Annotated in this window: 23 protein-coding genes; all 23 read right to left on the bottom strand. The window is 39.7% G+C overall.

The features are described 5' to 3' along the window. Window positions 1-4 precede the first annotated feature (4 nt). On the bottom strand, window positions 5-784 hold the full coding sequence (locus LI126_RS08110) for a hypothetical protein (protein WP_227165164.1): 780 nt from the start codon (window positions 782-784) through the stop codon (window positions 5-7). A 15-nt stretch (window positions 785-799) separates the two neighbouring features. Continuing rightward, the gene (gene pglX, locus LI126_RS08105; RefSeq protein WP_227165163.1) at window positions 800-4546 is read right to left on the bottom strand and encodes a BREX-1 system adenine-specific DNA-methyltransferase PglX; all 3747 of its coding nucleotides are present in this window, start codon (window positions 4544-4546) and stop codon (window positions 800-802) included. A 25-nt stretch (window positions 4547-4571) separates the two neighbouring features. Then, window positions 4572-8177, bottom strand: coding sequence for a BREX system P-loop protein BrxC (gene brxC, locus LI126_RS08100; RefSeq protein WP_227165162.1), 3606 nt, complete (start codon window positions 8175-8177; stop codon window positions 4572-4574). 16 nt (window positions 8178-8193) lie between these two features. Further along, a complete protein-coding gene (locus LI126_RS08095; RefSeq protein ID WP_022427246.1) occupies window positions 8194-8781 on the bottom strand; it encodes a DUF1788 domain-containing protein in 588 nt (195 codons plus the stop codon). Between the two features lie 2 nt (window positions 8782-8783). After that, window positions 8784-9374 (bottom strand): DUF1819 family protein, encoded by a 591-nt coding sequence (locus tag LI126_RS08090; protein ID WP_227165161.1) that lies wholly within the window; start codon window positions 9372-9374, stop codon window positions 8784-8786. After that, on the bottom strand, window positions 9374-9595 hold the full coding sequence (locus tag LI126_RS08085; RefSeq protein WP_227165160.1) for a helix-turn-helix domain-containing protein: 222 nt from the start codon (window positions 9593-9595) through the stop codon (window positions 9374-9376). The genes LI126_RS08090 and LI126_RS08085 overlap by 1 nt, the downstream gene beginning before the upstream one ends. Window positions 9596-9793: 198 nt before the next feature. Then, window positions 9794-10621, bottom strand: a complete 828-nt coding sequence (locus LI126_RS08080) for a zinc ribbon domain-containing protein (RefSeq protein WP_227165159.1) — start codon at window positions 10619-10621, stop codon at window positions 9794-9796. Then, window positions 10575-11804: a hypothetical protein gene (locus tag LI126_RS08075; RefSeq protein ID WP_227165158.1), complete on the bottom strand. Its 1230-nt coding sequence runs from the start codon at window positions 11802-11804 to the stop codon at window positions 10575-10577. Before LI126_RS08075 ends, LI126_RS08080 begins: the two co-directional genes overlap by 47 nt. After that, window positions 11788-12453: a vWA domain-containing protein gene (locus LI126_RS08070; RefSeq protein ID WP_227165157.1), complete on the bottom strand. Its 666-nt coding sequence runs from the start codon at window positions 12451-12453 to the stop codon at window positions 11788-11790. The genes LI126_RS08075 and LI126_RS08070 overlap by 17 nt, the downstream gene beginning before the upstream one ends. A 97-nt stretch (window positions 12454-12550) precedes the next feature. After that, entirely contained in the window at window positions 12551-13186 is a 636-nt protein-coding gene (locus LI126_RS08065; protein ID WP_227165156.1) for a hypothetical protein, read from the bottom strand. A 275-nt stretch (window positions 13187-13461) separates the two neighbouring features. Next, the gene (locus LI126_RS08060; RefSeq protein WP_015529179.1) at window positions 13462-14757 is read right to left on the bottom strand and encodes a dicarboxylate/amino acid:cation symporter; all 1296 of its coding nucleotides are present in this window, start codon (window positions 14755-14757) and stop codon (window positions 13462-13464) included. A gap of 1 nt (window position 14758) precedes the next feature. Continuing rightward, window positions 14759-15610 (bottom strand): dTDP-4-dehydrorhamnose reductase, encoded by an 852-nt coding sequence (rfbD, locus tag LI126_RS08055; RefSeq protein WP_015529178.1) that lies wholly within the window; start codon window positions 15608-15610, stop codon window positions 14759-14761. Between the two features lie 124 nt (window positions 15611-15734). Next, complete coding sequence (locus tag LI126_RS08050) at window positions 15735-16079, bottom strand: hypothetical protein (protein WP_020436645.1); 345 nt, start codon at window positions 16077-16079, stop codon at window positions 15735-15737. A gap of 84 nt (window positions 16080-16163) precedes the next feature. Then, window positions 16164-17447 (bottom strand): bifunctional phosphoribosyl-AMP cyclohydrolase/phosphoribosyl-ATP diphosphatase HisIE, encoded by a 1284-nt coding sequence (hisIE, locus tag LI126_RS08045; protein WP_081016830.1) that lies wholly within the window; start codon window positions 17445-17447, stop codon window positions 16164-16166. Between the two features lie 26 nt (window positions 17448-17473). Next, window positions 17474-18064: an imidazoleglycerol-phosphate dehydratase HisB gene (gene hisB / locus LI126_RS08040; RefSeq protein WP_015529176.1), complete on the bottom strand. Its 591-nt coding sequence runs from the start codon at window positions 18062-18064 to the stop codon at window positions 17474-17476. Between the two features lie 22 nt (window positions 18065-18086). Continuing rightward, complete coding sequence (gene hisD / locus LI126_RS08035; RefSeq protein WP_020436642.1) at window positions 18087-19379, bottom strand: histidinol dehydrogenase; 1293 nt, start codon at window positions 19377-19379, stop codon at window positions 18087-18089. A gap of 4 nt (window positions 19380-19383) precedes the next feature. Beyond that, a complete protein-coding gene (gene hisG, locus LI126_RS08030) occupies window positions 19384-20028 on the bottom strand; it encodes an ATP phosphoribosyltransferase (RefSeq protein WP_015529174.1) in 645 nt (214 codons plus the stop codon). Window positions 20029-20040: 12 nt separating this feature from the next. Next, on the bottom strand, window positions 20041-21300 hold the full coding sequence (hisZ, locus tag LI126_RS08025) for an ATP phosphoribosyltransferase regulatory subunit (protein WP_020436641.1): 1260 nt from the start codon (window positions 21298-21300) through the stop codon (window positions 20041-20043). Window positions 21301-21395: 95 nt separating this feature from the next. Further along, window positions 21396-21929, bottom strand: a complete 534-nt coding sequence (locus LI126_RS08020; protein WP_117890626.1) for a Holliday junction resolvase RecU — start codon at window positions 21927-21929, stop codon at window positions 21396-21398. A 1-nt stretch (window position 21930) separates the two neighbouring features. Further along, entirely contained in the window at window positions 21931-22959 is a 1029-nt protein-coding gene (locus LI126_RS08015; RefSeq protein ID WP_117890627.1) for an RluA family pseudouridine synthase, read from the bottom strand. A 13-nt stretch (window positions 22960-22972) separates the two neighbouring features. Continuing rightward, a complete protein-coding gene (locus LI126_RS08010) occupies window positions 22973-23551 on the bottom strand; it encodes a hypothetical protein (RefSeq protein ID WP_227165155.1) in 579 nt (192 codons plus the stop codon). A 19-nt stretch (window positions 23552-23570) separates the two neighbouring features. Beyond that, window positions 23571-24329, bottom strand: coding sequence for an SDR family NAD(P)-dependent oxidoreductase (locus LI126_RS08005; RefSeq protein WP_117890628.1), 759 nt, complete (start codon window positions 24327-24329; stop codon window positions 23571-23573). A gap of 45 nt (window positions 24330-24374) precedes the next feature. Continuing rightward, the gene (locus LI126_RS08000) at window positions 24375-26342 is read right to left on the bottom strand and encodes a YgiQ family radical SAM protein (protein WP_055145872.1); all 1968 of its coding nucleotides are present in this window, start codon (window positions 26340-26342) and stop codon (window positions 24375-24377) included. Between the last annotated feature and the right edge of the window lie 6 nt (window positions 26343-26348).

Genomic DNA, 26348 nt, shown 5'->3' with positions numbered 1-26348 from the left:
CTTCCTACCCCAGTCTATCTCTGATATATTTCATTATAATTGCTGTCATATTAACTATCAATTCGCTATCATTTACATCCACTTTATCATGATGTTTTACATTGTCATTTTGATATTTTGCATAATGATTAAGCATAGTAGTAATCAAGGTAACAGCTTGAGGCAAAACGCCCTTATTTTTTAAAGCCGATCCAATAGGCTGTATCTGGTTCTCTAATGTTTTTGTTGTTCCCATAATGTCTCGAATTAAAGATTCCAGAGCAAGACGCATATCATCAATCGCATTGCGTGTATCCTCTTTATTAGATAATTTTTTTAACGCCGCTCGATAAGCCTTGGCTGCATCTGGGTATAAATCAATCCATTCCAGTACTTCCGTTACAGTTGGCTGATTTGCCACAAAATCAGCTGTAATAAATTGACCTTTGAGAAATAAAAATTTAATATCAAATCTGTCTAAATATTCATTGATTTTTTTCTCAAATAATGATCTTTTATCTTCAAAAACCACATAATCATATACTAAACAGATAAATTCTTCAATTTCATCCCATTTTGCATCACCTAAGATAGCAATATTAAATGGTATAGCTTTTCCAAGGTATTCTCTATATATACTTCCCCATTTTTCATTTAACCCCGTGCCCGTTATCGTTTTATATTCTTCTGGTACATAATCGAAAAATTCATCATTTATCATGCAATTAGTAAATGCCAACCAAAATTTTGAAACACTTTCTGTAAAAGTATTATTCGGATTTAAAAATATTTTCTTTGATACCATATATGCTCCTTATTATCACTTGATTTTTGCCAGAAGATCTACCTTTATAGTTTTCTTTCCTTCCTGGGCAACTTCCACTCCCTGGAATTTCTCATAATTTACTTTCACACCATCATCCAGATCAATCTCAATTCTCTTATTTGCAATATGAGCAATCGCTTCATCGTAAATTCTCATTTCTGCAAGCTGTTTTGTATATTTGGTCACTGCTTTAGTTGCCTTAGATTTTTCTGAGGCTGATGTTGCATTGTCAATGGTATACTGAGCACTTTGCATAGCCGTCTCTACATATTTCTGTGCCCGGTGTAAATAATCTGTTCTTACTCTGCCAACAGCGTCTGCATCATAGCGGTGCATGTAAATCAGTGCTTTAAATCCATTTTGCTTTCCACTATCAAACAACCAATAAATCGGTCTCTTCTGATATACTCTCAAATGATCTGCATAGAAATCTTTCAGAAAATAATTACGGATGACTTCTCTGGAAGTATCACCCTTGTTACCTAATGCATTTGCAATATAATTAAGGTTTTCTTCCAATGTATCTGCACTGTAAACCGTTTTTACAAATTCTACAAAACGACCTACAATATCATCTGAAAAATATTCTTCATCAGTAATCGGAATACAGTTATCCAAATCTGGAGTAAATGAAACGTCCAGCCATTTACCATTTATTTTTATCTTTCCATATGCTTCTCCAGTTACAATTGCTTCACCATTAGAATCTAATATTGGTACACCCACTGTATCCACTAATGGTTCTTCTACCCTTTTATAAAACTCATCAAAATTACCACCAGCATAAATTAGACCTTCTTTATCTAAAGAATAACGGCCAAACATGCAACCCACAGCATATGAAATAAAACTTCTGATTTCGCGTCCTAAATCTGCGTTACGTACTGTAATATCTTTATCTTCAACTTCTGGTGTCAATTCATCCTGTAAACCATAAATATCAATAAAAATTTGATTAATTTCTTCTTCATTTACTTTTAGCTGATTAAAACGATTTTTGCATTCTTTTTGCCACTGGTCAAATGCAACAAAAACAGAATCAAATTTACCAATTAAAGGGTGTTTTTGAAATTCCCATGAATTTTCAAATGAATCCCAGTCATATTTTGATAAATTAATATTGCTATCTACTTTTTTCAAAATAGTTTTTTCATCTTTACATACAATATACGGTATTTTTAGAACATCGCCTGTATTATTATGTAATGTAGGACTTAAAAACTTCAAAAAGAACATGCACACCTTAGAACACAAAAGTGCCATACTATATTTCAATTCCTCACAACTTGCAAAAATTGCAGGGCATGTATGCCCACCAACAATTCCCTCTGGAATATATCTAGCTGAAAAGGTTGATGTGCTAATATCATTCCACGCAACACTTTCTCTAAAAAGAAACGAACTATCAGGTACTGTTGATTTTTTTGATTTTTTTATAAGTTCTCCATTTTCTCCCCAAAGTACAACATTATCTGGCAATGAATACCATTTTCTATATGATCCTCCCATATTACAAGGAACCCACTTACCTTTTTTATCAATTTTTCTTTCAATGCTAATGTCATCTATTTGCAATTCATACCAATTACGAAGGTACTTTTCATTATCACCTGTCAATAGTCCATATGATGACCGTAAATAGTCAGACATCGGTTTATAAACAACAAACAAGTCAGCCACATTTTTCTTGACCCAATACGCAATTACATTTCCAGGAAGTTCTTCAAAAATAGATTTTTGCGAATAATACTCATTTGTTCTCTGTAAAAATACTTTTTTCTTTTTCTGTTCTGAATTTGCCTCTAATAAATTACAATATACTCCTTTATAATTATTCGGCAATGCATTGTTGCCAACAAAAGCTACAGTCTGAACAACTTCTCCACTTATTTCACTAAATGTTCCTGTTCCCAGATGTAATAAGCTAGAGAATTGCATGCTACTTAACTTATTTCTTAGGCTTTCGTATCCTGATTGAAACATCCATGTTTGTTGCGTTATCATCGCACAATAACCATTCTTTGAAATATATTTCAAATTTATTTCAATAAAAACAGCGAATAAATCATATCGGCCTGTTGCATAATGTTTTTTAACATACCCCCTCAATTTGTTGTCCATATTGCTTGTTCCCATATATGGCGGATTCGTTACCACCGCATCATATTTCTGTCCTAGATTTCGTGCCACTCTTACCAGTTTCTGTAAGCTTTCCTGTGTTTCTTCACTTCCCACGCTCTCGAATGAAATCTGTCCTGCTGTTCCCAGATCCTCCACGAATCTTTCCAGTACATCCCAATCACACGTATCCACATTCAAAATAGAACCATATTCTCTGGCATCCACGAAAGTATCCAGTAATCCCTTTATCTGCATCACTGCCAGATTTCGTTCAATGTTACTTAAATGTGTCCCGAAGAATTTCAGATGATTTCGGTTAATCTCATTACTTTCCGCAATCGCATACACCTTTGGTTCTGGCTTTCCATCTCTTCCACGCAGGAATCGTCTGTTATATCCACGTCCCTTCATCATAACTGCAAAGTATGCCAGCTGATATGCTCTCTGGTCGATATCCAAACCATGAATATTATGTTCTACAATTTCAAATGCTGCTTCTCTCTTATCATATCCGGCACTTTCATAGATATCCATCAGTACATCAAACATTGCAATCAGGATATGTCCACTTCCCATACATGGATCAATGCAGGTAATATCTGTTGGTTTCAGATTTTTGTATGTGGTACGGATTTCTGCCAGTTTTACATCAACAGACTCTTCCTGTTCTGCTTCCGGAAGATAATATTTCCATCCAAATCTTTCTACAGTTGCTTTTTCGTCTGTGCTTGGATCTACTGCTCGTAAATGTTCAATCCAGATTCTTCCTACAGAGTTTTCAACCATATAACGAACAATCCAATCCGGTGTAAAGAGCTGAGTGGCTGCTGGAATTCTTTCTTTCGTGATCTTTACATTCTTTTTCAGTTTTGCGAAGGTATCATCTTTCAATTCTGTATTGTAATACTGATACAGCCATCCGATAATCTCCACCTGTCCGGTTGGGTTGCCTTCTTCATCCAGTGTAGATACATTAAAATCTGCTTCCGGAATACCTGTTTCCGGATTTACCAGCATATAGATGACATCATCTTTATTGGTATAGGAAATACCAAACAACAATTCCATATAGTCAGAGTCTGCCTCAAAAAGTCCCGGCAAGATGTCATGCAACTGATGACACTGCTTCAAGAATAATTTACCGAACATTTTATCCGTATTTTCTGACGTACCACTCATTTTCCAGTTGATAATCTCTTCTTTTTCCTGTGCTGTCAGATCTAAGTCCACATCTGGTGCCTGTGTCACAAGATCCGGCTCCATCTTTCCTTCTTTTTCGGAAGAAAGTACACGAACTCTGTTTGGAAGATAGTCATTCACTTCCATAAAACGGATCGCACAGATCCTGTTGAACCAGGTATAGGCTACTTCTTCTACAACTGCTCCAAAACCACGGAATTCAATCTGAGATACCAGTCTTCTTCTCTGCTCACACTGTCTTTTATTCAACGTTACTTCTGTTCCCGCAACCGTCTGGTATACTTCAAAGTCTGCTCCCTTAGTAATTGGTTCACTACATGATTTTTCTGTAATACCAAGCATACCGGCTTTATCTGTAACAGAATCAATCAGTTTTTTTCTTGCTTCTATGGCAAATTTCTTTATCGCATTCTTGTTCATGTACTGTTTCCTCCCACTGGAATGATTAGCTTAATGTAATAATCGTATTTTCATCCAACTCGTTTAATAATTTTTTCTTCATCTCTGCCAAGAACTTATCAATATCCTGTTCATTTTCAATCGAATAGGTTCTCGCACCTGCCACGTTACTGATAGATACATTCTTACGTTTCTTTGGCTTTGGCTGCACTGGCGGTGTTACTGGCTTCGGTGGTTCTGTATGACCGCCACCTGTATGTGGTGTTACAGGAGGTACAGGATGTACCGGTTTTGGACGATGTGCTTCTTCATACTCTGTGATCTCATCCATGCAGCGAAGCTTCAATGTATCACTTTCTAGTCTAATATTCTTTACTGCCGCAATCTCATGAGATGTATCCAGTTTCTGTTTTAATTCTGCAAAGGCATTTACGAACTTATCCCTAAATACAGGTGCAAATTCTTTCTCATCCAGTGTATGTAATACTTTTTCCAGATCATCACCCACAACCGGACGCATCTCTTCTGCTTCTTTTTCCAGTAAGGCTCCATACTGCTGTACGAACTTCACAGACATATCCGGCAGTTTCTGAATCTGACTAAATGGATTTTTCGCTGTCATAATAGCTTCCATCTGGGCAACATTATCAATCACTTCCTGATCTCGGACATAGATTTTACTGTTTTCAAACATTTGGATCTGCTTCAGTGCTTTTTCAAAGATCTTTTTCTGACCACCTTTAAAGAAATCAAATACCGGTGCAGTATCATCCGCATCGTCTAACAGATCATCTCGCTTTTTATCTACTGTTTTAAAGAACTCTACCGGCTCTTTGATTGCCAGAAGTTCTTCCAGATTCTTCTTCGCCTGTTCCATCAGAGATTTACATGGCATCTTCGGATTTACGCGATATTCAATCATGATTTCACCAAATGTTTCCAGTTTATCCTGTGCCTTATTCTTGAAACTTCTCATGATAGTATCGTCATCATCACTGGACAGGGAGAATCCAAAGTAGTCTTTTAATACTTCTTTCACGGAACGGATCTGTCCGTCTGTTGCTCTCTCACGAATATCAATGAGCAGTTTTTCTACAAATTCACGTTTGGTCAGGTAACGCACCAGCTCATCCTTTGTGTTAGAAAGCATGGATAAACTCTGGCTGTTGTAAATCAGAGATACTCTTCCCATCTTAAAGAGCATAGCAACCAACCACTGCACATCTTTCGGATCAAAGCCATAAGGAGCAGCCCCGAATTTATCCTGCAGAGATTTCAGGGATGTTTTCATATGTCTTGCGTTGTTAAGACCGATGACCTGAATTACTTCTTCCAGCGCTAATTTATTTGGTGTTGTATCACTTGTTCCAAGGAAAGAAAGCTGTCCATCGTTGCCATTGAATACTGCAGCGATATCAGAAAGCTCCGGAGCTGTTTCCATGTAGGTCAGCTTGTTATACTGCATGGCTACTAACTTGCCAAGTGCTTCATTGATGCGACTTGTCGGTTCTTTGGCTGAGATATTTGCTTTATCTCCATTCACATAGATATCTGCATGTTTCAGGGCATCCTCAATAAAGATGCGGATACGGTCTTTCTTTTCAATACGTTCATCTTCTTTTGCACGACGGATACTGTCAAAACTTCCTCTTGCACCAGAAGCATTTTTATTCAAAAACTTATAAATTTTAATGGAGTCGGTAATCTCATCCAGGAAGGTACTATCGTTCGGTAATTTTACAATCACACTATGTTCCTGTGCGGAAAGCATACGCAGAGCAGAATCCGGATAATCGTCCCCATATGGTGTGATGATGGATACTCCGATATCATTAGACTGATTTCCCTTGAAGTATCGGTCATCTACTTTCTGATTGAATGGGAACAAATAACGGCTACTGTAACGATATTTCTTATCTGTAAAGATTTCCTCGAAGATTACGGTAGATGCTTCTCCGATAATCTCACCCATTTCTACGGATTCATTATTGATTGCATTATTGATTTCCTGTTCTTCATTGGTCAGGAAGATATAGATTTCTCCATTTTTCTGTACCAATGTCTCTCGAATCAATTTCTTTAAAGATTCTTCAATCTTTCCACGGATTTCAATACGATCATCGTCAATATTGGAAATCATCAGCGTAGTAAGATTATCTACATTTGCTTTGATCTCTTTGACGTATTTAATCATAAACAGCACTTTCAACAGCTCTACATCAAACTCGTCCAGTCTGCTGTTGTCTTCTGCATCGGTAATGACCTGGCTGTGCTGATGGTCAATGAATTTATGCAGCGGATCATAAAAATAGCTAAATGGTACCAGTACACCTTCCTGGCTGTCTTTTAACCGGATTGCAGACTCCTGGAACAATGCCAGCATGGAACGGGACTGATCGGATAAGTGCTTTCCGCTGGCTCCATGAGTACGCACCGCTGTCAGTACCTGTCCAAGCAAGTTGAACTGGTATGGAATAAACGGATAACAGTCTGCAAAATCTGTTTTATCTGTATATAATTTTTTATCTGCTGTATCTGCCGTAAATGTGATCAGATTCTTGATAATGGATTCTTTCTGTTCGTATAACAGCTTCAATGCAGCCTCTGCAATCTCATTTTTCTCCAGGATACGTTTCCGGATAACCTCATCTACATTGGATGCAGACAGGGATAATCTGGTATCGAAACGTCCCTGAATCTTGGAGAAGTCATTTCCTTTTGTCTTTGTGATAGAATCAATATCTTCCTGGCTGGTAACGATCACCCATGCTTTTCCTCTGCAGGCAGTTCCCAGATCTTCCACGATAGTCTGTAAGTTCAACATTAACTGAGTATCATCTGCAATATACTGTCCGATCTCATCCACAAGGAAAATAACATGATGGTTCGGTCCTTTTTTCTCACAGTATTCTTTGACTAAAGATACAAATTTTTCAATGCTGAGATCATATCCACTTTTAGCATTTTTGCACCAGTTGCGGGCAGCCTCCTCACTCATAAAGTCCATGGCAACAAGAGTTTTTACAACTTTATCCTGAACTACTGCAAATGCCTGTCTCTTTCTCTTCCAAGGTGCACCTGCAATCTCTTCAAATTTCTCTTTAAACTCTTCAAATCTGCCTTCGTTATCCAGCTGGCGTTCAAATTCTGCAAGATATGGAATAGATCCGCAGTATCCCTGCATTTCATTAAATACCTTCATGAAAACTTCCACGATAGCTTCTTTCCCTGAGCCAACCTTTGCAGATCCTTTGGAATCAATATTAAAGAGCATGACATCAGAAGAAATGGTTCCGGAATTGGTCATCTTGGCAATCAGCATCGGATCATCGATTTTCTTTCCGTCTGTAAAGTATTCGATGGCTCTCTTTCCTTCTACCACACTGTTTTTTAACAGATAAGAAAGAATTTTTAAGAAGTGAGATTTACCACTGCCAAAGAAACCGGAAATCCACACACCCATCTTATCTGTATTGTTATTGATCCCCTTTTCATAGTTATCGAAAAAATCACGGAAATGTTTTAACAGTTCTTTTGTTACTACATATTCGTCCAATTCCTGATATACGTTTTCCTCATCAGACTGACCAACTTTGATTACGCCCTTAATATCACGATCAATCTGTTTCTCAAACATGTCTTTAATCTGCATTTTTCTTCCTCCGTGTCTACACAAGCCTGAAAGCCCGGTAATAGTTTCTGGAATCCATCGTTCCAAATAATTTCAGATCCTGTCCGCTGTATTCTCCAGGATAAAACATCACAACCGGCACACTGTCCAGTACCTGATGTAAATTGTTCAAAATATTATGGCTTGCAATGATCGGATGGCATTTTCCAACTCCTGTCAGAAAAATCACGCTGTCTGTCAGATCTTCCTGTAAAATCTTTGAGATAATCAGGTTCAGCTCATTCGTTTCATCCAGTCCCAAGGTCTCTACCAGACTGTCTGCCATATCAAAAAAGCCATTGTCTTTTTCCAGATCAAAGAAGGCTTCTAGATACCCTTCTTCCTCCAATACCTGAATCATCGTATGAAACAGGTCAAATTCTATAATTTTAAAGTCTTTATTGCCATTATTGATTCTGTCTTTTAAGTATGCGATATGATTGCGCACTTCCAGTTCAGCTCTCGGATCGTAATCAAACACATAATATCCGACTTCATTTCCAAGTCCTTTATTTTCACGGAAAGACTTTTCAGAGATCTTATCCTCAATCCGGTTTAGTCGTTCTTCCAAACTTAATCTTGCCATCCTTAGACTCCCTTCACTGCCTTCAAGTATTCACCAAGCCCACTTGCAGTCAGTAATTCTTCTGTCCGGTAATCAATATGAATTGGCTTGATTGTTCTTGGTTTTGCACTGCTTTCCAATAATCCTGCCTCAAACATCATTCTGGTAAAGCACTGTTTTAGCTTCCGTACTGCGGTATCTGTCCAGCCGGCAACCACATCACTCTGCATTGCCTTATCTGCAAAAAAGACATTCAGATCCCGGTCTGTGATCTCTTTTTCACCTAATCGAATCTTCTCGTCGTATATTTCATGTAAAAACTCAAAAAATAATCTACTATCCATCAGAATTGCAATCAGATTCAGAATCTTTGCGGTTTCTACATCACAAGTGATAAATGTCTGTAATACTGCTTCTGGTAAGGCTGATACCCTTCGGTATGTTCCATTTAACACTTCATAGGCGCGATATTCCGCCTTCACCTGATAGATATTTTCCTCCCAGGCAATCTTACGGATGTCTGACTTGCTAAGTCCTTCTAGAATATAAGCTGCTGTTTTTCTGGACTCTTGCAACCAGAATAGTTTTGATGTAAGCCCTGCACTGTACTCCATTACTGTCCACCATCCTTTGTTTCTTTTTCATAATGGACAATATCTCCGAAATCACAATCTAACTTCTCGCAGATCTTTTCCAAAACCTTCATGGAAACCAACTCTCCATTGGTCATTTTTGCCACGGTACTGCTGCTGATTCCCACCTGGTTCATCATATCCACTTTCTTCATATTTTTATCAATTAATAGCTTCCATAATCCATTGTATGATACTGCCATATGTATTCCCTCTTTGTGATACAAAACTTATGGTTTTCTTGTATTTTGAAAGTATCTTGTTTGTTTTCGTTCTAATACTTCCAATCTATAATATTGTATCATACTGTATGTTTTTCTTCAACGATAAGTGCAAATCAGAACTTCGACTTTACGAATGCTTTATTTGAATTTTCTGATGGCAATACATAAAATCCGCTCTTATTCTTCCAAATACATTTTCAGTGCATTATAGCAGTTCAATGTCTCGTTATCCGCATCATTGAAATTCTTGGAAAAGGTCTGCAGACTTCCTGTTGGGTCTGTCGCCAAATTGGTCAGTGATATATACGCATCATACAGTTTTGAAAGTGCTTCATAAGCATCTTTATACTCTTCTGGTGGATTTTTTAATTTCTTCATCAGTGAGTTTACGGTGTCTTTATTGCTATTAATATCCGCTATCCGACCACTGAAACTGCTATCTGAAAAGAGATTTTTCAGAGCATCATTAAAGTCAGATACAAAATATCCATTCGGTTTTGTATATTTATCTGTCTTACTATCACTTTCTTTATAAATAGCGTTGTACCATACGTTCTTGATCAGATTGCCACAGGTTTCTGCATCACTTGCACCAGAAAGCATGGTATATGCAGCCAAATTCAGGTTGGTACCATATTCCTCACTCTGTTTCTGAGCCTCTGCTGCTGCCTTTGCTGCCACATTCTTCTTATGTGTCTGTACTCCAATAGCTGCTATCATTACTGCACCTATAACTGCTATTATTGCTATCATAATTATTTTCTTTGATTTTTTTGTTATCTTCACTCCGGCTACTTCTACCTGCTGTGGCGTTTTTTCTGTTTCAATAATATTTTCTATCGGGCAACCACATTTCGGACATGTATCCATTCCTTCTTCCAATTCTGCTCCACAGTCCGGACAGTATTTCTTCTCTTCTTGAACCAACACTGTTCCACAATGCACACACTTCTTTGCCTTATCCGATATTTGTTCGCCGCAATTCGGGCATGTTGTCATAGCCATAATCTTTTTCCTCCATGTTTTTCATTTTCAATTCCATCTCTACCATTTCCAGTAGTTTTTCCAGTCTGCTTTTCTTCACCATGCGTTTCACAGTCCCTGCATCATGATATTTTATATACTGGATCACCTCAAAGAAACTCTCTGAAGGTAGCTTTTGTTTATGATATCCTTCTGTACATTTCATTTTCTGCTTATTGAAGTATTGAGATTTATTAGCTCTGTAATTTTCATGAAACAGCTCTTTCACCTTATCTTCCCGCAGGTAAACAATCCATCTTGAAAAAGCTGTCCGTACAAATACAGCATTACTACTCACACTATAGGATAACTTGAACCATTTGCAGATTTTTTCTATATTAGTTTCAGTAGGTGGAAGTTGTTTTAAATCTTCTCTATTTTTCTTGTTCTTTGCTTTTTGTATACTATTAAATTCCCACTCCAATCGTTTCCAGTTTTGCTTCTTACCACAGCATCTACACACTGTATACCCTTTGAAAATCATACTTTTAGGAACTACCACTTTCCTTTCTGCCGACATACTTTGCACATATCGACAACTTTCTGTATGTAACATCCTCGTAGCATCATTTGCAAGGCAATTCTCTGTAGCTGTCATGCCACTATATTGTTGAAAGCATTGATAAAAAAGCTGATAGAGATAATTAGCATCATGTTTCGCATAATGAAGATAATTTGGAACATACTCAATACCAAAACATAACAATGCATTTTCAAACCCAATCTGATCATTACCACTTCCTGCAATTACTCCCAAAACGTCTTGTAGAACCACTACTCTGTGCCTTTTTATTGTGATACCATATTTTCTCATATCTCTCAGGAATAACTCATAAGCATCTCTTCTCCACACTATTAAATGACAATATTGTGGAAAAGATTGTGCAAACTTTTCGAGTACTGCTTTTTCCTCGTTGCCTCTCATAACATGCGCTATAGTTGAATGCGATATGATTTCTGTTTCTTCATTGAATACTTTTGGATCACTTAATCTAATCGCTTTAGAAAATGTTTTTACTTTTTGTATTTGTGCATCAGCAGCCACTACACCTATCTGAATTGCTTCCCGTCCATTCAGACCAGATGTTCCTAGTGCTTGATTCCACTCGATATCTAGAAACAGATATTCAAATGGTCCTTTTTCTCTTTTAGCATCTTCCACCATTTTTTCCTTCTTTATATGCCTGAATCTCATCTGCCCAATGGTTATCCATAAAATCCACCATTGCATCACTTTCAACAGCTTTTGAAATTGCCCTTCCTACAGCTTTAAAGTTTAATTCGACACCCTTGGAATCATTTTTATATGTTACAGATCTGTTTCTGGCAATCCCTATCTTCTCAGCCTCTCTTCCTGCATCAATATTGGCACCCAGAAACAGAAACTCCCATCCGCACTCTTTCTTTGCTTCTATCTTTCTCTTGATCTGCTCCTGTGTGAAATGCTCACTAGAATTTTCTAAGCCATCCGTAGTAATAACAAATATAATCTTCCCTGCCCTGTAATCCTCTGGAAGATGTTTCTGTACATTTTCCATTTTTTCAATCGCTGTTCCAACTGCATCTAATAAAGCGGTGCAACCGCGTACAAAATATTCTTTTTCTGTAAGTGGTTCAATGATTTCTACCGGAAATCTATCATGAATGATATCTACTTCATCATCAAATAGAACCGTAGTCACATTCACTTTCTTTTCCTGTGCCTTTTGTTTTGCAATCATGCCATTAAAACCACCAATCGTATCACTTTCCAAGCCGCCCATTGATCCACTTCTGTCCAAAATAAAAACCAACTCAGTTAATTCTGTATTCATGTGATTTCCTCCTCTGATATTTGTCGTTAATCACATTTTATCTACAGAACCAACTGGGTTGGTCGCCTGTCAGGTGACATTGCACCAAAATATTTTGTTAAAACACTGGTTGTCCATACGCATCCAGCACATCATTGATTTCAAACATATCATAAATCTTATTCTGCAAGAAATATGCCACGATAATATCTGTTTTTGAACTTCTGGATAATGCGAAACCGGCACTTGCCAGTAAATCCTTTGCTTCATCTAGAGATAATTCCAATGCAATCGTAAAAGCCAATACAGTTTTCTTATTAGGAACATAATTGACATCTTTACGAATTTTCGAAAAATGCCGACGATCCACATATGCCTTTGTATATGCTTCTGAATCAGTCATACCACGCTCATCAATCATACGGAGTAGTCTCTGTGAAAATGTTTCCTCCAGCTGATTCATCAGATTATCAATGTTTCTGTTTACTGACATTGTAGAAGACATACCTTTTTGTATTTTTGTCTTCTGCATCGTTGAAACATCAAATTCTTCCGGTAATGCTTCTTCTGACAAACTGCTTTCTTTTACCTGCTCTTTCTTCAAAGCCTTTTCTTCGGCTCTCTTCTTCCGGAATTTTGTAATTTTATCAAAAATGGATTTCATTTCCTCATCCATTTTGATATCATCCTTCACTGGTTCGTAATATTTATCTATGTATTTTCCTACCTCATCAATCAGCTTCTGATCTGCCATATCTATACCGCCTTTTTTCTTGTTTGATCTTAGAATAGCATACTTTTCTCACTTGGAAGTCGCATAACAGGCGACATTCTTTTATCTCCTCCACGCTGTAATTATACCTTCGGGATGCCTAACGAAATGTCTTCTGCTTGAAATATTATACATCCATTGGTCAAACCAAACAACCATATCATAAAACCCCTGTTTCACATCATTCCAGACGTAAACCAGGGGTTTCTCTTATATCATTCTATACCATAGACAGTACATATACTATCTATTCACTTTTACTCTGTCTCATAAAAGACTTTCTTATCCAGAGCTTTATTCTGATGTGCAACGATTGTTGTACATACAGCATCACCTGTGATATTAACAGCTGTTCTTGTCATATCAAGGATACGGTCAATACCCATGATCAGACCGATTGCTTCAACCGGAAGTCCGACAGAGTTAAATACCATTGTCAGTGTAACCAGACCAACACTTGGTACTCCGGCTGTTCCGACAGATGCCAGTGTTGCTGTTCCGATAACGGTAATATAGTCTGCCATACTCAGATGGATTCCGAATGCCTGCGCTGCAAACACAACTGCAACACCCTGCATGATGGAAGTACCATCCATGTTGATTGTTGCTCCAAGCGGAATCGTAAAGGAAGAAATCTTCTTGGAAACTCCGACTTTCTTAGAAAGTGTTTCAATAGAAAGCGGGATTGTCGCATTTGATGTCGCTGTAGAGAATGCAAATGCCATAACCGGGAAGAATTTCTTGATGAAGCGGATCGGGTTCAGTCCTGTGAAAATCTTTAACAGAATCTGATATACTCCCAGACACTGGATCGCAAGTGCCAAAAGTACTGCGATCATGTATTTTGCCAGCGGAACAAATGCACTGAATCCGATTGTAGCAAAAGTACGGCTGATCAGGCAGAATACACCGATTGGTGCAAGGCTCATGATCATCATTGTCATTTCCATCATAATGTCATTGAACTGGCTGAAGAAGTTCGCAACTGTCTCTGCACGTTCACCCATCTTCGCAAGGATAACACCAATGATCAGCGCAAATACGATAACCTGAAGCATTGTTCCACTTGCCAGGGAATTGATCGGGTTGTCCGGAATGATATTTAGGATTGTATCTGTCAGGGAAGTTGCTTCCATTGTCTCAACTGTGGACGCACTTGTCTTGATTGCACTCATATCAAGTCCGATACCCGGATTGATCAGATTACCAACTGATAAAGCAACTGTTACAGCAAGAGCTGTTGTTGCGAGGTAGAATACCAATGTTCTGACACCTACTGTTCCGAGCTTCTTCGTATCTCCGATTGCCATACTTCCGCACACAAGGGAACAAAATACAAGCGGTACAACAAGCATCTTCATCAGACGGATGAATCCCTGTCCGATCACATAGAGGATTCCTTCTACAATAATATCATTTTTTACCTTGCTGTCTGGAATCAGATAACAAAGTACAATTCCAAAAACAGCACCTAAAAGCAGAGCAATGAAAATCTTGGTCGTCAGACCAATTTTCTTCTCTTTCTTTTCATCTTTCACATTCTTATTTTTCATTCTAATTCTCCGTTCTTTCTTTCATATACTCTTCTAATGACTCTTTCCAATCCGGCATATCATACATATCAATAATACGGAGAATGAAGTTGTCCAATACCGCATACGGTGGTCTGACAGAAGAAAGGTCTGACTGTTCTGTCGGAACTGCCTTTAATTCAACGTTTTTCCCTGACAATCTCAAGATCTCCTGAGCAAATTCGTAACGATTGCAGACTCCACTGCAAGTTACATGATAAGTACCATATTCATTCGTACTGATCAGATACAGGATCATTCTTGCGAGATCTTTGGCACTTGTCGGGGAACCAAACTGATCTCCTGCTACAGAAAGTGTTTTTCCCTGTTCTGCCACTTCGAGCACACGGTTAACAAAGTTATTTCCGCCTTTTCCATAAACCCAGTTACTGCGGATAATGAAATGCTTGTGTGTGAATTCTTTCACATAATTCTCACCAGCTCTTTTGGATGCTCCATAAACAGTCAGTGGATTCGTATCATCAAATTCTGTATACGGTTTCTTGCTCTGTCCGTCAAATACATCATCTGTTGAAAGCTGGACGATCTTTGCGCCATTCTTTCTTGCGACGATACTTAAGTTTCTTGCTCCAAGTGCATTTACCCGGTAAGCATGTTCCGGTTCTTTTTCGCACAGATCGGTGTCTGTAACACCGCAGCAGTTGATAATCACATCCGGACGGTTCACAATACCGAAGTTAAGAACTTCCTCTGTGTTTGTAATATCCAGATCATCCAGATCCGTATTCAGCACTTCGATCTCTAATGGATCCAGAATGTCGTTCAGCGCTCGGCCGATCTGGCCGTTTGAGCCGGCTATCCATACTTTAATCATCTCTCATTTCCTCCTTCTCATGCAATGAAAAAGGCGCTGAATCCAATCAACGCCTCTCATATACTATAAAATAAACGTCAATAATATTTTATCAACCTACTGTTTCCGTGTCAAGATTACACTTTTAGTCTATCAAAAAAATATCATGGTTTTCCTGAATCTTCTCTATAATCTCATGGCTGCTTATCCCTTGAAGTTCTACACTGTTCTGACTGACATAAAGAAACACAAGAAACAGAAAAGTGGACAGGATCAATCTGGTAGTAAAGCTTCCTCTGCTATTTTCTTTCTTATCCAGATCTTCTGCTCCATTTCCTGCACTTTGCTCCAGACCATCCGGATATAATTCCCGATATAAACGACCATATCTTGGATGAATTGCCGGTGTTATCATACCGGTATTCCGCTGTCGTCTGCGATTTTCTTCCCACAATCTACGCCTACGGACTTCTGATTCTTTTTCCTGCACGAAAGATCCTCTCCATCTTCTTTTTTCTAGTTTATGAAAGTTTCTTCTGCTTTATTCTTCCAGGAAAATCTGATACAGCGTTTTCTACCGGTCAGCCAGTTCTCCTGTAATGTCTTCCCAGGTAATCCCTTTTTCTACCATGAGAACCATTGCATGATAAAGGAAATCAGATAATTCATACTTCACTTCCTCGACATTTGGATTTTTTGCAGCGATCACAACTTCTGTCGCCTCTTCTCCAACCTTTTTCAGGATCTTATCCAGACCTTTTTCAAAAAGATAGTTCGTATAGGAACCTTCTTTTGGATTCTCTTTTCTATCCGCAATTGTCTGATATACGGATTCAAAAATCTGAACCGGATTCTTGGCATCGTAATCATTTCCAACAATTGTTGTATAGAAACAGGAGCGGTTTCCTGTATGGCATGCTGCTCCGATCTGTTCTACCTTCGCAAGCATCGTATCTCTGTCACAGTCGATTGCAAGAGATTTCACATACTGGAAATGCCCGGATGTCTCACCTTTGATCCACTGGCATTTCCTGCTTCTGCTATAGTAAGTCATGCGCCCGGTTTTCACAGTATGCTCAAATGCTTCCTCGTTCATATATGCCATCATTAAGACTTCATTTGTCTTATAATCCTGAACAATCACTGGAATTAATCCGTCTGAATTCAATTTAAACTCACCGAAATCCATCTGGCTTTCAAAAGAAGTCATTTGAATTCCATTTTCTGCACAAACTTCTTTAAATTTGTTAAAGTCCATATCCAGGCGACTGATGAATCTTCCTGATATACCTTTTACACCATCACTCTTTAAAATATTAAGGATCTCGTTTTCATCCATCGTATCCGTGACAACAACACACTGCGTTTCTGTAACATTTACAACAGAATTCAGATCCAGGCGATGCATAAATATCATCTCTGTACTATATGCTTCGATCAGATGCTGCTGTTTAAACAATGCATCGAAATCATTTAATGATACAGCGATTCTCTCTTTTCCAAAACGCTTGGATACTTCCTCGATTAATTCAATGGAAAGTGCTTTGGAGAAATTCAGCATTGCACGTTTTGCTCCGGCATAAAGAATCTTCTTCACATCTTCTGCACGTCTGATGTTTCCTCCGACAACCATTGGAATACTGATTGCACGGTTGATCTGTTTGAGGAGGTTGATCGTCTCATCATGTTCTTCATCTGAGTCTGACAGATCGAAAATGATCAGTTCATCCGCTCCTCTTTCATTGTAGTGGCGTGCAAGTTCCATCACATCATCTGCGATCACAGTTCTGTCATCGAACCACTGCACCGCTTTCCCTCTTTCTATAAAAATACAAGGGGTCAGTCTTTTATACATAATTCCTTCTTACTCCTTCTGTCACGCCGTTAAAGGCTTCCCTTTGTAGACCATACTTCTTTTATTCTTGGCTCTTCTGATACCGCCATATCCAGAGCCTTTCCGAATGCTTTAAATAAAGCCTCTGCCATATGATGATTATTCCCTGCATCAAGGATCTTAAGGTGCAGGTTCATTGCAGCACTATAGGAAACTGCATAGAAAAATTCACGCACCATCTCTGTATCCATTGTTCCAAGCACCGGTACTGTAAAATCTGCCTGAAAGTTCAGATACGGTCTGCCGGAAAGGTCAACTGCTCCAAGAGCAAGAACCTCATCCATTGGCAGTACAAAATATCCGTATCGCTTAATTCCGGCCTTATCTCCAAGTGCCTGTGCGATTGCCTGTCCCAGTACGATTCCTGTATCTTCGATCGTGTGATGGGAATCCACTTCAAGATCCCCACGCACCTTAACATTTAAATCAAATAATCCATGTCTTGCAAATCCATCCAGCATATGATCAAAAAACGGAATTCCTGTATCAATCTGATTCTTTCCCTGTCCATCCAGATTGATTGTCAGTTCAATATCCGTTTCTTTTGTCTTTCTTTTGCAGCTTCCGATTCTGTTCTGCATTACACTCACAGCTCCTTTTCTCTTATTTTTCAAATCTTACTTTGATTGAATTTGCATGTGCTGTCAGATGTTCTGCCTCTGCAAATTTCTCGATATCTGTGTGGATCTTCTCAAGTGCATTTCTTGAGTAAGAAATAATGCTTGATTTTTTAATAAAATCATCTACAGATAGCGGTGAGAAGAATTTTGCTGTTCCGTTTGTCGGAAGGACATGGTTCGGTCCTGCAAAATAATCTCCGAGCGGCTCACTGGAATATTCTCCGATGAAGATAGCTCCGGCATTACGGATCTTTGTCATCACCTCAAACGGATTCGCTGTCACGATCTCAAGATGTTCGGAAGCAATAGAATTTGCTGCATCGATTGCATCCTCCATTGTCTCTGCAACGAGAATATGTCCATAATTATCCAGGGATTTCTGAATGATCTCGCCTCTGGAAAGCTCTTTTACAAATGCATCTGTCTGTGCAGATACTTTCTCTGCAAGTTCCATACTTGTTGTAACCAGAATTGCAGATGCCATCTCGTCATGCTCTGCCTGAGACAGAAGATCTGCTGCCACGAAACGTGGATTTGCCGTCTCATCAGCAAGAACAAGGATCTCACTTGGTCCTGCGATTGAGTCAATGCTTACGAATCCATAAACCGCTTTCTTAGCAAGAGCTACGTAGATATTTCCAGGTCCTACGATCTTATCTACCTTCGGAATAGACTCTGTTCCATATGCAAGTGCTGCAATTGCCTGAGCTCCACCAACCTTGTAAACTTTATCTGCACCGGCCTCTTTTGCCGCAACCAGTGTTGTCGGAGTTACCTTTCCATCTTTTCCTGGAGGTGTTACCATGATAATCTCATCTACACCTGCAACCTTCGCCGGCATGATATTCATAAGTACAGAAGATGGGTAAGCTGCTTTTCCGCCAGGAACATAAACACCGACTCTCTGGAGTGCTGTCACTTTCTGTCCAAGAATTGTTCCGTCCGGTTTACTGTCAAACCAGCTGTACTGCATCTGTTTCTGGTGATAGTCTCTAATATTCACCAGTGCTTTTCTGATAATAGCGATCAGTTCATCATCTACCTGCTCATATGCTTCTGCGATCTCTTCTTCCGTTACAAGAAGATGCTCTGCGTCCAGTCTGACTCCATCAAATTTCTCTGTATATTCAAATACAGCCTCGTCACCCTTTTCTTTCACCGCATTCAATATTTCCTGAACACTTGCTTCAAACTTCCCATAGTTATTCGGGCTTCTCTTTAAAAGGTCATCCAGAAGATTCTTCTTCGTATTCTCATTCAGTTTCTCTATACGCATTTGTCTATTCCTCCCTCAGAAGATTTCTTAAATTTGTGATCAGCTCTTTGATTCTGTCATTTTCCATTCGCATGCTGACCGGATTGACGATCATTCGCGCTGACAGCGGGCACACTTCTTCAAGTACGACCAGTCCGTTTTCTTTCAATGTAGAACCGGTTTCTACGATATCTACGATGACTTCAGATAAGCCAACAATCGGTGCAAGTTCGATCGAACCGTTTAATTTCACAATTTCTACTGTCTGATGTTTCTTGTTGTAGAAATAATCTTTCGCGATATTCGGATATTTCGTTGCCACACGGATCAGTTCATGATGTTTCAGTTTTTCTGCTGCCTCTTCATATCCACACACACACATCCTACATTTTCCGAATCCAAGATCCAGGACTTCATGGACTTTACGTCCCTCTTCGATAATCGTATCTTTTCCGACAACTCCTATATCTGCTGCTCCGTACTCTACATAAGTCGGCACATCCGGTCCTTTTGCGAGAAAGAATTTCAATCCCAGTTCTTCATTTACAAAAATCAGCTTTCTGGAATCCTTATCTTTCATTTCCTCGCATGTGATTCCAAGACGCTCCAGCATCTCCAGTGTCTTCTTTGCAAGTCTTCCCTTTGTAAGGGCAAATGTTAAATATCTCATTGATCTGCTCCTTTATTGCTGCTTTGTTTTCTTTTTTGTATTGACCAGCTTCTCTTCTCCTGTCTGAAGATTGATCACTTCAATCTTCCGGTCCTCTCTTAAGTAAAGCATACTTGCAACAGAAGAACGCTTTCCATACGCTTCAAAAGTCTCTCTTTCATCCCAGGAGTTTCTCTTCATCATTTCGACATTTTTTCCTTTTGCACGAAATGACCTCGCAAGAGAAATTGCCCACTGTTCCGTTGCATCCGTATAAACAAGCAGATTACGGTGTCCTGTCTCTACTTTGATCTTCTGACGATCCAGTGCACTCATAAGTTCATCCAGAATGATTGCGAATCCGATCGACGGTGTCTTCTTTCCAAACTTCTCAAGAAGGTGATCGTAACGTCCTCCACGTACAACTGCATCTCCGGTACCATAAGTATAGGCACGGAAAATGATTCCTGTATAATATCCATAACTTCCGCTCATGCTCAGATCAAAAGTTACATGATCCTCTACTCCGTAAATCTTCAGCAGATCATAAATCTGGCGAAGACGTTCTACCGCAAGTCTTGCTGCTTCACCCGGAGCAATGCGTCCTGCATCTGCAAGGATCTCCGGTCCACCTGTCAGTTCCGGAAGCTGATGGAACGCTTCTTTCACCTGATCGGCAATCTCATAATGATCGAGAATCTCTTCCACACCAAAGAAGTTTCTGTTCGCAATCAATGTACGGATCTCTTCTTTTTGTTCATCTTCCAGATTCGTTGCCTCGAAAAGACTCTGAATAAAATCAACATGTCCGATACTTACCTGGAATTCCTTTAGTCCGGTTTTCTTAAGTCCGTCCACAACCATTGCGAGCATTTCTGCATCTGCCTCGATAGAATCCACACCGATCAGCTCTGCACCAAGCTGCGTATTTTCTTTCAGGCGTCCACGATAACTGGAATGATTGATAAATGTATTTCCGGCATAACACAGACGAATTGGAAAATTCTCTGTCTCAAACAGTGTTGCTACTGCTCTTGCAATGGACGGTGTAATATCCGGGCGCAACGCCAGAATATTCCCCTCTCTATCAAAGAATTTATAAAGATCTCTAATCGATGTCGAACCGATTTCCTTGCGGAATACATCAAAATATTCAAATGTCGGTGTCTGTATGTCCTGATATCCATATAAATGCAATACAGTATTCAGCTTTTTCTGCAATGCCAGCTTAATGGCACATTCTCTATTATAAATATCCCGAACGCCTTCCGGGGTATGTAACTTCTGCTCCATGTCTCGTTCACCTTCCTGTCTTTTCTTGGTTTTTCACTTTAGTGTGCTACCACGTTAAAACCTGTTTGTAATTATACGGACTTTGTAGGATTCTGTCAATCCCTCGTTTCCAAATCTTTCTGAATTAAATCCAGATACGGCACAAAATAGCCATTTTTCAGTTGAAAAAACCATTCCGGATCTAATTCTTCCAGCCGGACACTCTTACGTCCCCCGCTCTGCGCGCGCTCCCAGAACTTACGGATCTGTGTATACTGCATATAATAAAGCTCATTTCTTGCTGTATAATAGATCAGAAAAAAGGCAATCCCGCCCTGCCGTTCAAACTTTTCCATAAAGTCCATCTGATGCTCATGTACATTCTGAAGTGGGAAGGTATCTACATTACACTCTTTCGCATCAAAACAGACCGGGATTCCCTGCACTGCTCCGATATAGTCTACCGTACTTGCTTTGTCGAAATACGCAAGTGTGATCTGTCTGTGGTCTTTATCCATACGTACCGGAGTGATCGGTGTCGGGATTTTCTGCATCAGTGCAAGTCCCATCTCACTGTATCTTTCATTCGAATGATTGATAAATTCCTCCAGTGTCGAACCTCTAAGTCCTCTCGAGTTCCATGTTGCCATCTCACATCACTCCCTGCGCTTTACAGATTTGTTCAAATAAGGCCGGGACAGGTGCTTTGATGATCTTTCCTGAAAGCTGTTTGATATCTCCCTCGCAATTCTCCGGGAATTCCAGACGGTAAGCATGCAGAAGCTGGGAACGAAGTCCGTATTCCTTTTTCAAAACATCGTTAAATGACCGGTTCCCGTATTTGTAATCCCCTGCGATCGGATGGCCGATGGATGCCAGATGTGCACGGATCTGGTGTGTCTTACCGGTGATCAGATGCACTTCAAGAAGTGTTGTTTCTCTATTTCGTGCAAGCACCTTGTATTCGGTATCGATCGCTGATGCTTCTTTCCCATCTTTTGTCTGTTCAGCCGGCTTTTTCTGACTCACCGTAACTTTATTTGTCTTTTCATTCTTGACGAGATAACCATGAATCCTCTGATTCTCTTTTACCTGCCCTTTTACCAGGCAAAGATAATATTTCTTAAGTGTACGGTCACGGAACATCTCGCTTAATCCCTGTAATGCCTGCAGTGTTTTTCCTGCTGCCACGATTCCGCTTGTATTTCTGTCTAAACGGTTACAGACAGATGGATGAAATGTATGCAGTTCTTCTTCTGTGATTTTCCCATTTTCCAACAGATAATCAATAAAATACTCCACAAGAGAAGTATCCATCGGGGATGCCTTCTGGGAGAGCATTCCGACCGGTTTATTGATAAATACAGCAGCCTCATCTTCATATAAGATATCTAACTGTACCTTCTTTCCCGCTATCTGTTTTCTTGCAGAGGACGCTTTTTTCTTCGAAAACTGTGAATGATCGATAAAGTTCTCAATCGTCTCTTCCGCAAGAAATAATTTAATCACATCCCCCTGTTTCAGCTGTTCATTTCCAACTGCTTTTTTTCCATTCAGGGTAATATTCTTTTTTCTCATCATCTTATAGAAAAAACTTTTTGGCGCTTTATTGAGATACTTTGCAAGGAATTTATCCATGCGCTGTCCTGCCTCATTTTTCTGGATGCTGATCTCTCTCATCGTCTTTTCCTCTTTACATTGATATATTCAGAATAAGATTACGGATTTCCTGTTCTCTTGCTTTCGTATCTTCCTGCTCTACTACAGCAATATTTTCAAGTCCCTCCACGCGGGCCAGAAACGGTGTATACTGATTTAAGATCTTAACAGTAAAACCTGTGTACTGATTCTGCGCAAGGATTGTCTTGATATGCTTTCCAAGTTCATCTGTATTTACTTTCTCATAATGTGTGTATCCGTAAATGTTGTGTCCCGAAATTACGATACAGTCTGTTGGCATGATATGCTCTTTGCTTGTAATTATAAGATCATAACAAACTGTTAAATGTTTTGATTTTCCTGCGATTTCCTTCGCCTGTGACAGTTCAATTGATTGATATGGATAACGCGCGATCACACCTACAAGTGCCTTTGATGCCGGAAGACATCCAAGGATAGCAACAAATGTCAGAAGATTCAGCCTCGTATGTGTCTGCCAGTAACCAAGAGCAAAAATTGCCAGAACGATTACAAAATAAATAACTGTTCTTAAAATCTCCACTTTTCTTTTATAATTCAAATAACCTGGTTTTCCTTTTTGTATTTTCTTCATTTTTCATCCTATTCTAAATTCATATTTGCTGCATACGCACGAGAAATCCATGCGGCAGCAGTTTTGTTCCAAAGTAAGTTAATTTCATTGGGATTCCATAAACGGAGACTGACTTCCCGGATCTGCAGTCCTTCAACGCCTGATGAACCACTCTGTCTGCCTTCGCCATTGTCAGTTTCTTCAAGATATTCTGCGGTTTCCCGGAAAAATTGAAAAACTCTGTATCAACCGGACCCGGGCAGACTGCTGTGACGACAATTCCTTTTTTTCTCAGTTCTTCTCCCAATGATCTGGAGAAGCTTAAGACATAGGACTTCGTTGCCGCATATACTGAGAAATACGGTTGTGGACAAAATGCAGATGCGGACGCAAGATTGACGATCCTGCTGCCAGCACGCAGAAATGGCAGACACAGCAATGTCATTCTTGTAAGAGACCGGCAGTTTACATCCACCATATCTGTCTGGATCCGGAATTTTTCAGACAAAATCTCTTCTACACTTCCTGATTTGCCAAATCCTGCTGAATTTACAAGCATTCGTAAATCCGGCTGTTCTTTCTCAAGTGAATCTCTCAATTCCTTATATACCTTTTTCTTCTGAAGGTCACCCGCAAAAATCCGAAGGGGAACTCTGCTTTCTTTCGCAAGCGCTTCCAGACGCTCTTTGCGCCTGGCAATCACCCAGATCTCATCCAGATTTTTATAAAAATATCCAAGCTGACGTACAAATTCTCTTCCCATTCCCGAAGATGCTCCGGTTACGATTGCAATTTTCATCCTGCTTCCTTTCTTGAATCCTGTCTGTCAGATACTTAAATGTACCTATTTTCTATTCTTCTTAGAATGAACATTTCTGATAGATTTCTTCTTATTTTTCCCTTCAACTCTTCCTCTGTGTTCAGAATTGTTTTGTCTTTTCTGACCATTCGAACCTTTTGATCCTTTTTTCGGCTCCTTTCTGCCGGCTTTTTTATCATTTCCTGAACCACGCATCTGTCTCGGTCTCACAAGACATTTCGGTCCGAATCCGATCAGATCAGATCTTCCTGCTTTATGAAGTGCTTCAATCACCAGATCATACAGCTCCGGATTACGATATTGGATCAACGCTCTCTGCATTGCCTTCTCATGCGGACTCTTCGGAACATAAACCTTCTGCATCGTTCTCGGATCTACCCCGGTATAATACATACAGGTGGAAAGAGTTGATGGTGTCGGATAGAAATCCTGCACCTGCTCCGGCATATAGCCAAGATCACGACAGTACTCTGCAAGTTCTACTGCTTCCTTCAGAGTAGAACCAGGGTGGGAGGACATCAGATACGGAACCAGATACTGTTCTTTCCCGATTTTCTCATTCATCTTATAAAACTGTCTTGTAAACTCTTCATAGACTTTGTGCTCCGGTTTTCCCATCAGAGACAGGACAGGCCCTGCCACATGCTCCGGTGCTACCTTCAACTGTCCACTGACATGATATTCACACAACTCTCTTAAAAACTCCTGTTTCTTATCTGCGAGCAGATAATCAAAGCGGATTCCTGAACGGATAAACACCTTCTTAACTTTTGGAATATCTCTCAACTTTCTCAACAGGCTAACATAATCTCTGTGATCTGCGTCCAGATTCTTACACGGAGACGGGAACAGACACTGACGCGTTTTACAAACGCCATGCTCCATCTGCTTTTTGCAGGATGGATGCCGGAAATTTGCTGTCGGACCGCCAACATCATGAATATATCCTTTAAAGTCCTTATCTTTTGTAATTTCTTTTGCTTCTTCAATCAAAGATTCATGGCTTCTCACCTGGACAATTCTTCCCTGATGGAACGTCAATGCGCAAAAGCTGCATCCTCCAAAACATCCTCTGTTGCTGATCAGACTGAATTTAATCTCCTTGATTGCAGGAACTCCGCCTTTTGCCTCGTAAGACGGATGGTAAGTCCTCTGATAAGGAAGAGAGTAAACATCATCCATCTCCATCTGCGTCAGTGGTGCTGCCGGTGGATTCTGTACTACATACAGATGATCAGAATATGGTTCTACAAGACGTTTTCCGTTAAATGCATCCGTATTCAGATACTGTGTGTAAAAGCTGCGGGCATAATTCATCTTGTCCGCTTTGAGGTCTTCAAAGGACGGAAGGATTTCCGCATCATAAATACTGTCTAATGATTTCGTTTTTACAACCGTACCGGCTATATACGTGATATCCTCAACCGGTATCCCGGCATCCAGTGCTTCTGCAAGCTCTATGATTGAATGTTCTCCCATTCCATAAGAAATCACATCTGCACCCGAATCGAGCAGTACAGAACGTTTCAGCTTGTCTGACCAGTAATCATAGTGTGCCATTCTTCGAAGACTTGCTTCGATACCGCCCAAAATGATCGGTGTCTTTTTATAAGTCTGACGAATCAGATTTCCATATACTACGCAGGCATAGTCCGGTCGTTTTCCCATCTCGCCGCCCGGTGTATAGGCGTCTGTCTTTCTTCTCTTTTTGGATACAGAATAATGATTTACCATAGAATCCATATTTCCTGCAGAAACAAGAAATCCAAGTCTTGGTTCTCCGAACACCTGCACGCTCTCCGGCTTACGCCAGTCCGGCTGTGCAATGATCCCAACACGATATCCTCTGGATTCCAGAAGACGTGTAATGATTGCGTGACCAAAAGATGGATGATCGACATAGGCGTCTCCTGATACATAGACAAAATCTACCTGATCCCATCCTCTCTCTTTCATCTCTTCTCTGGTAATTGGTAAAAAATTTCCTTTCATGCTTTC

The organism is Mediterraneibacter sp. 210702-DFI.5.30 (genome assembly GCF_020560115.1).
Classification (GTDB): Bacteria; Bacillota; Clostridia; order Lachnospirales; family Lachnospiraceae; genus Mediterraneibacter; species Mediterraneibacter faecis.
The sequence above is the reverse complement of the archived record's forward strand: the minus strand, read 5'-3'. Positions and strand labels throughout refer to the sequence as shown.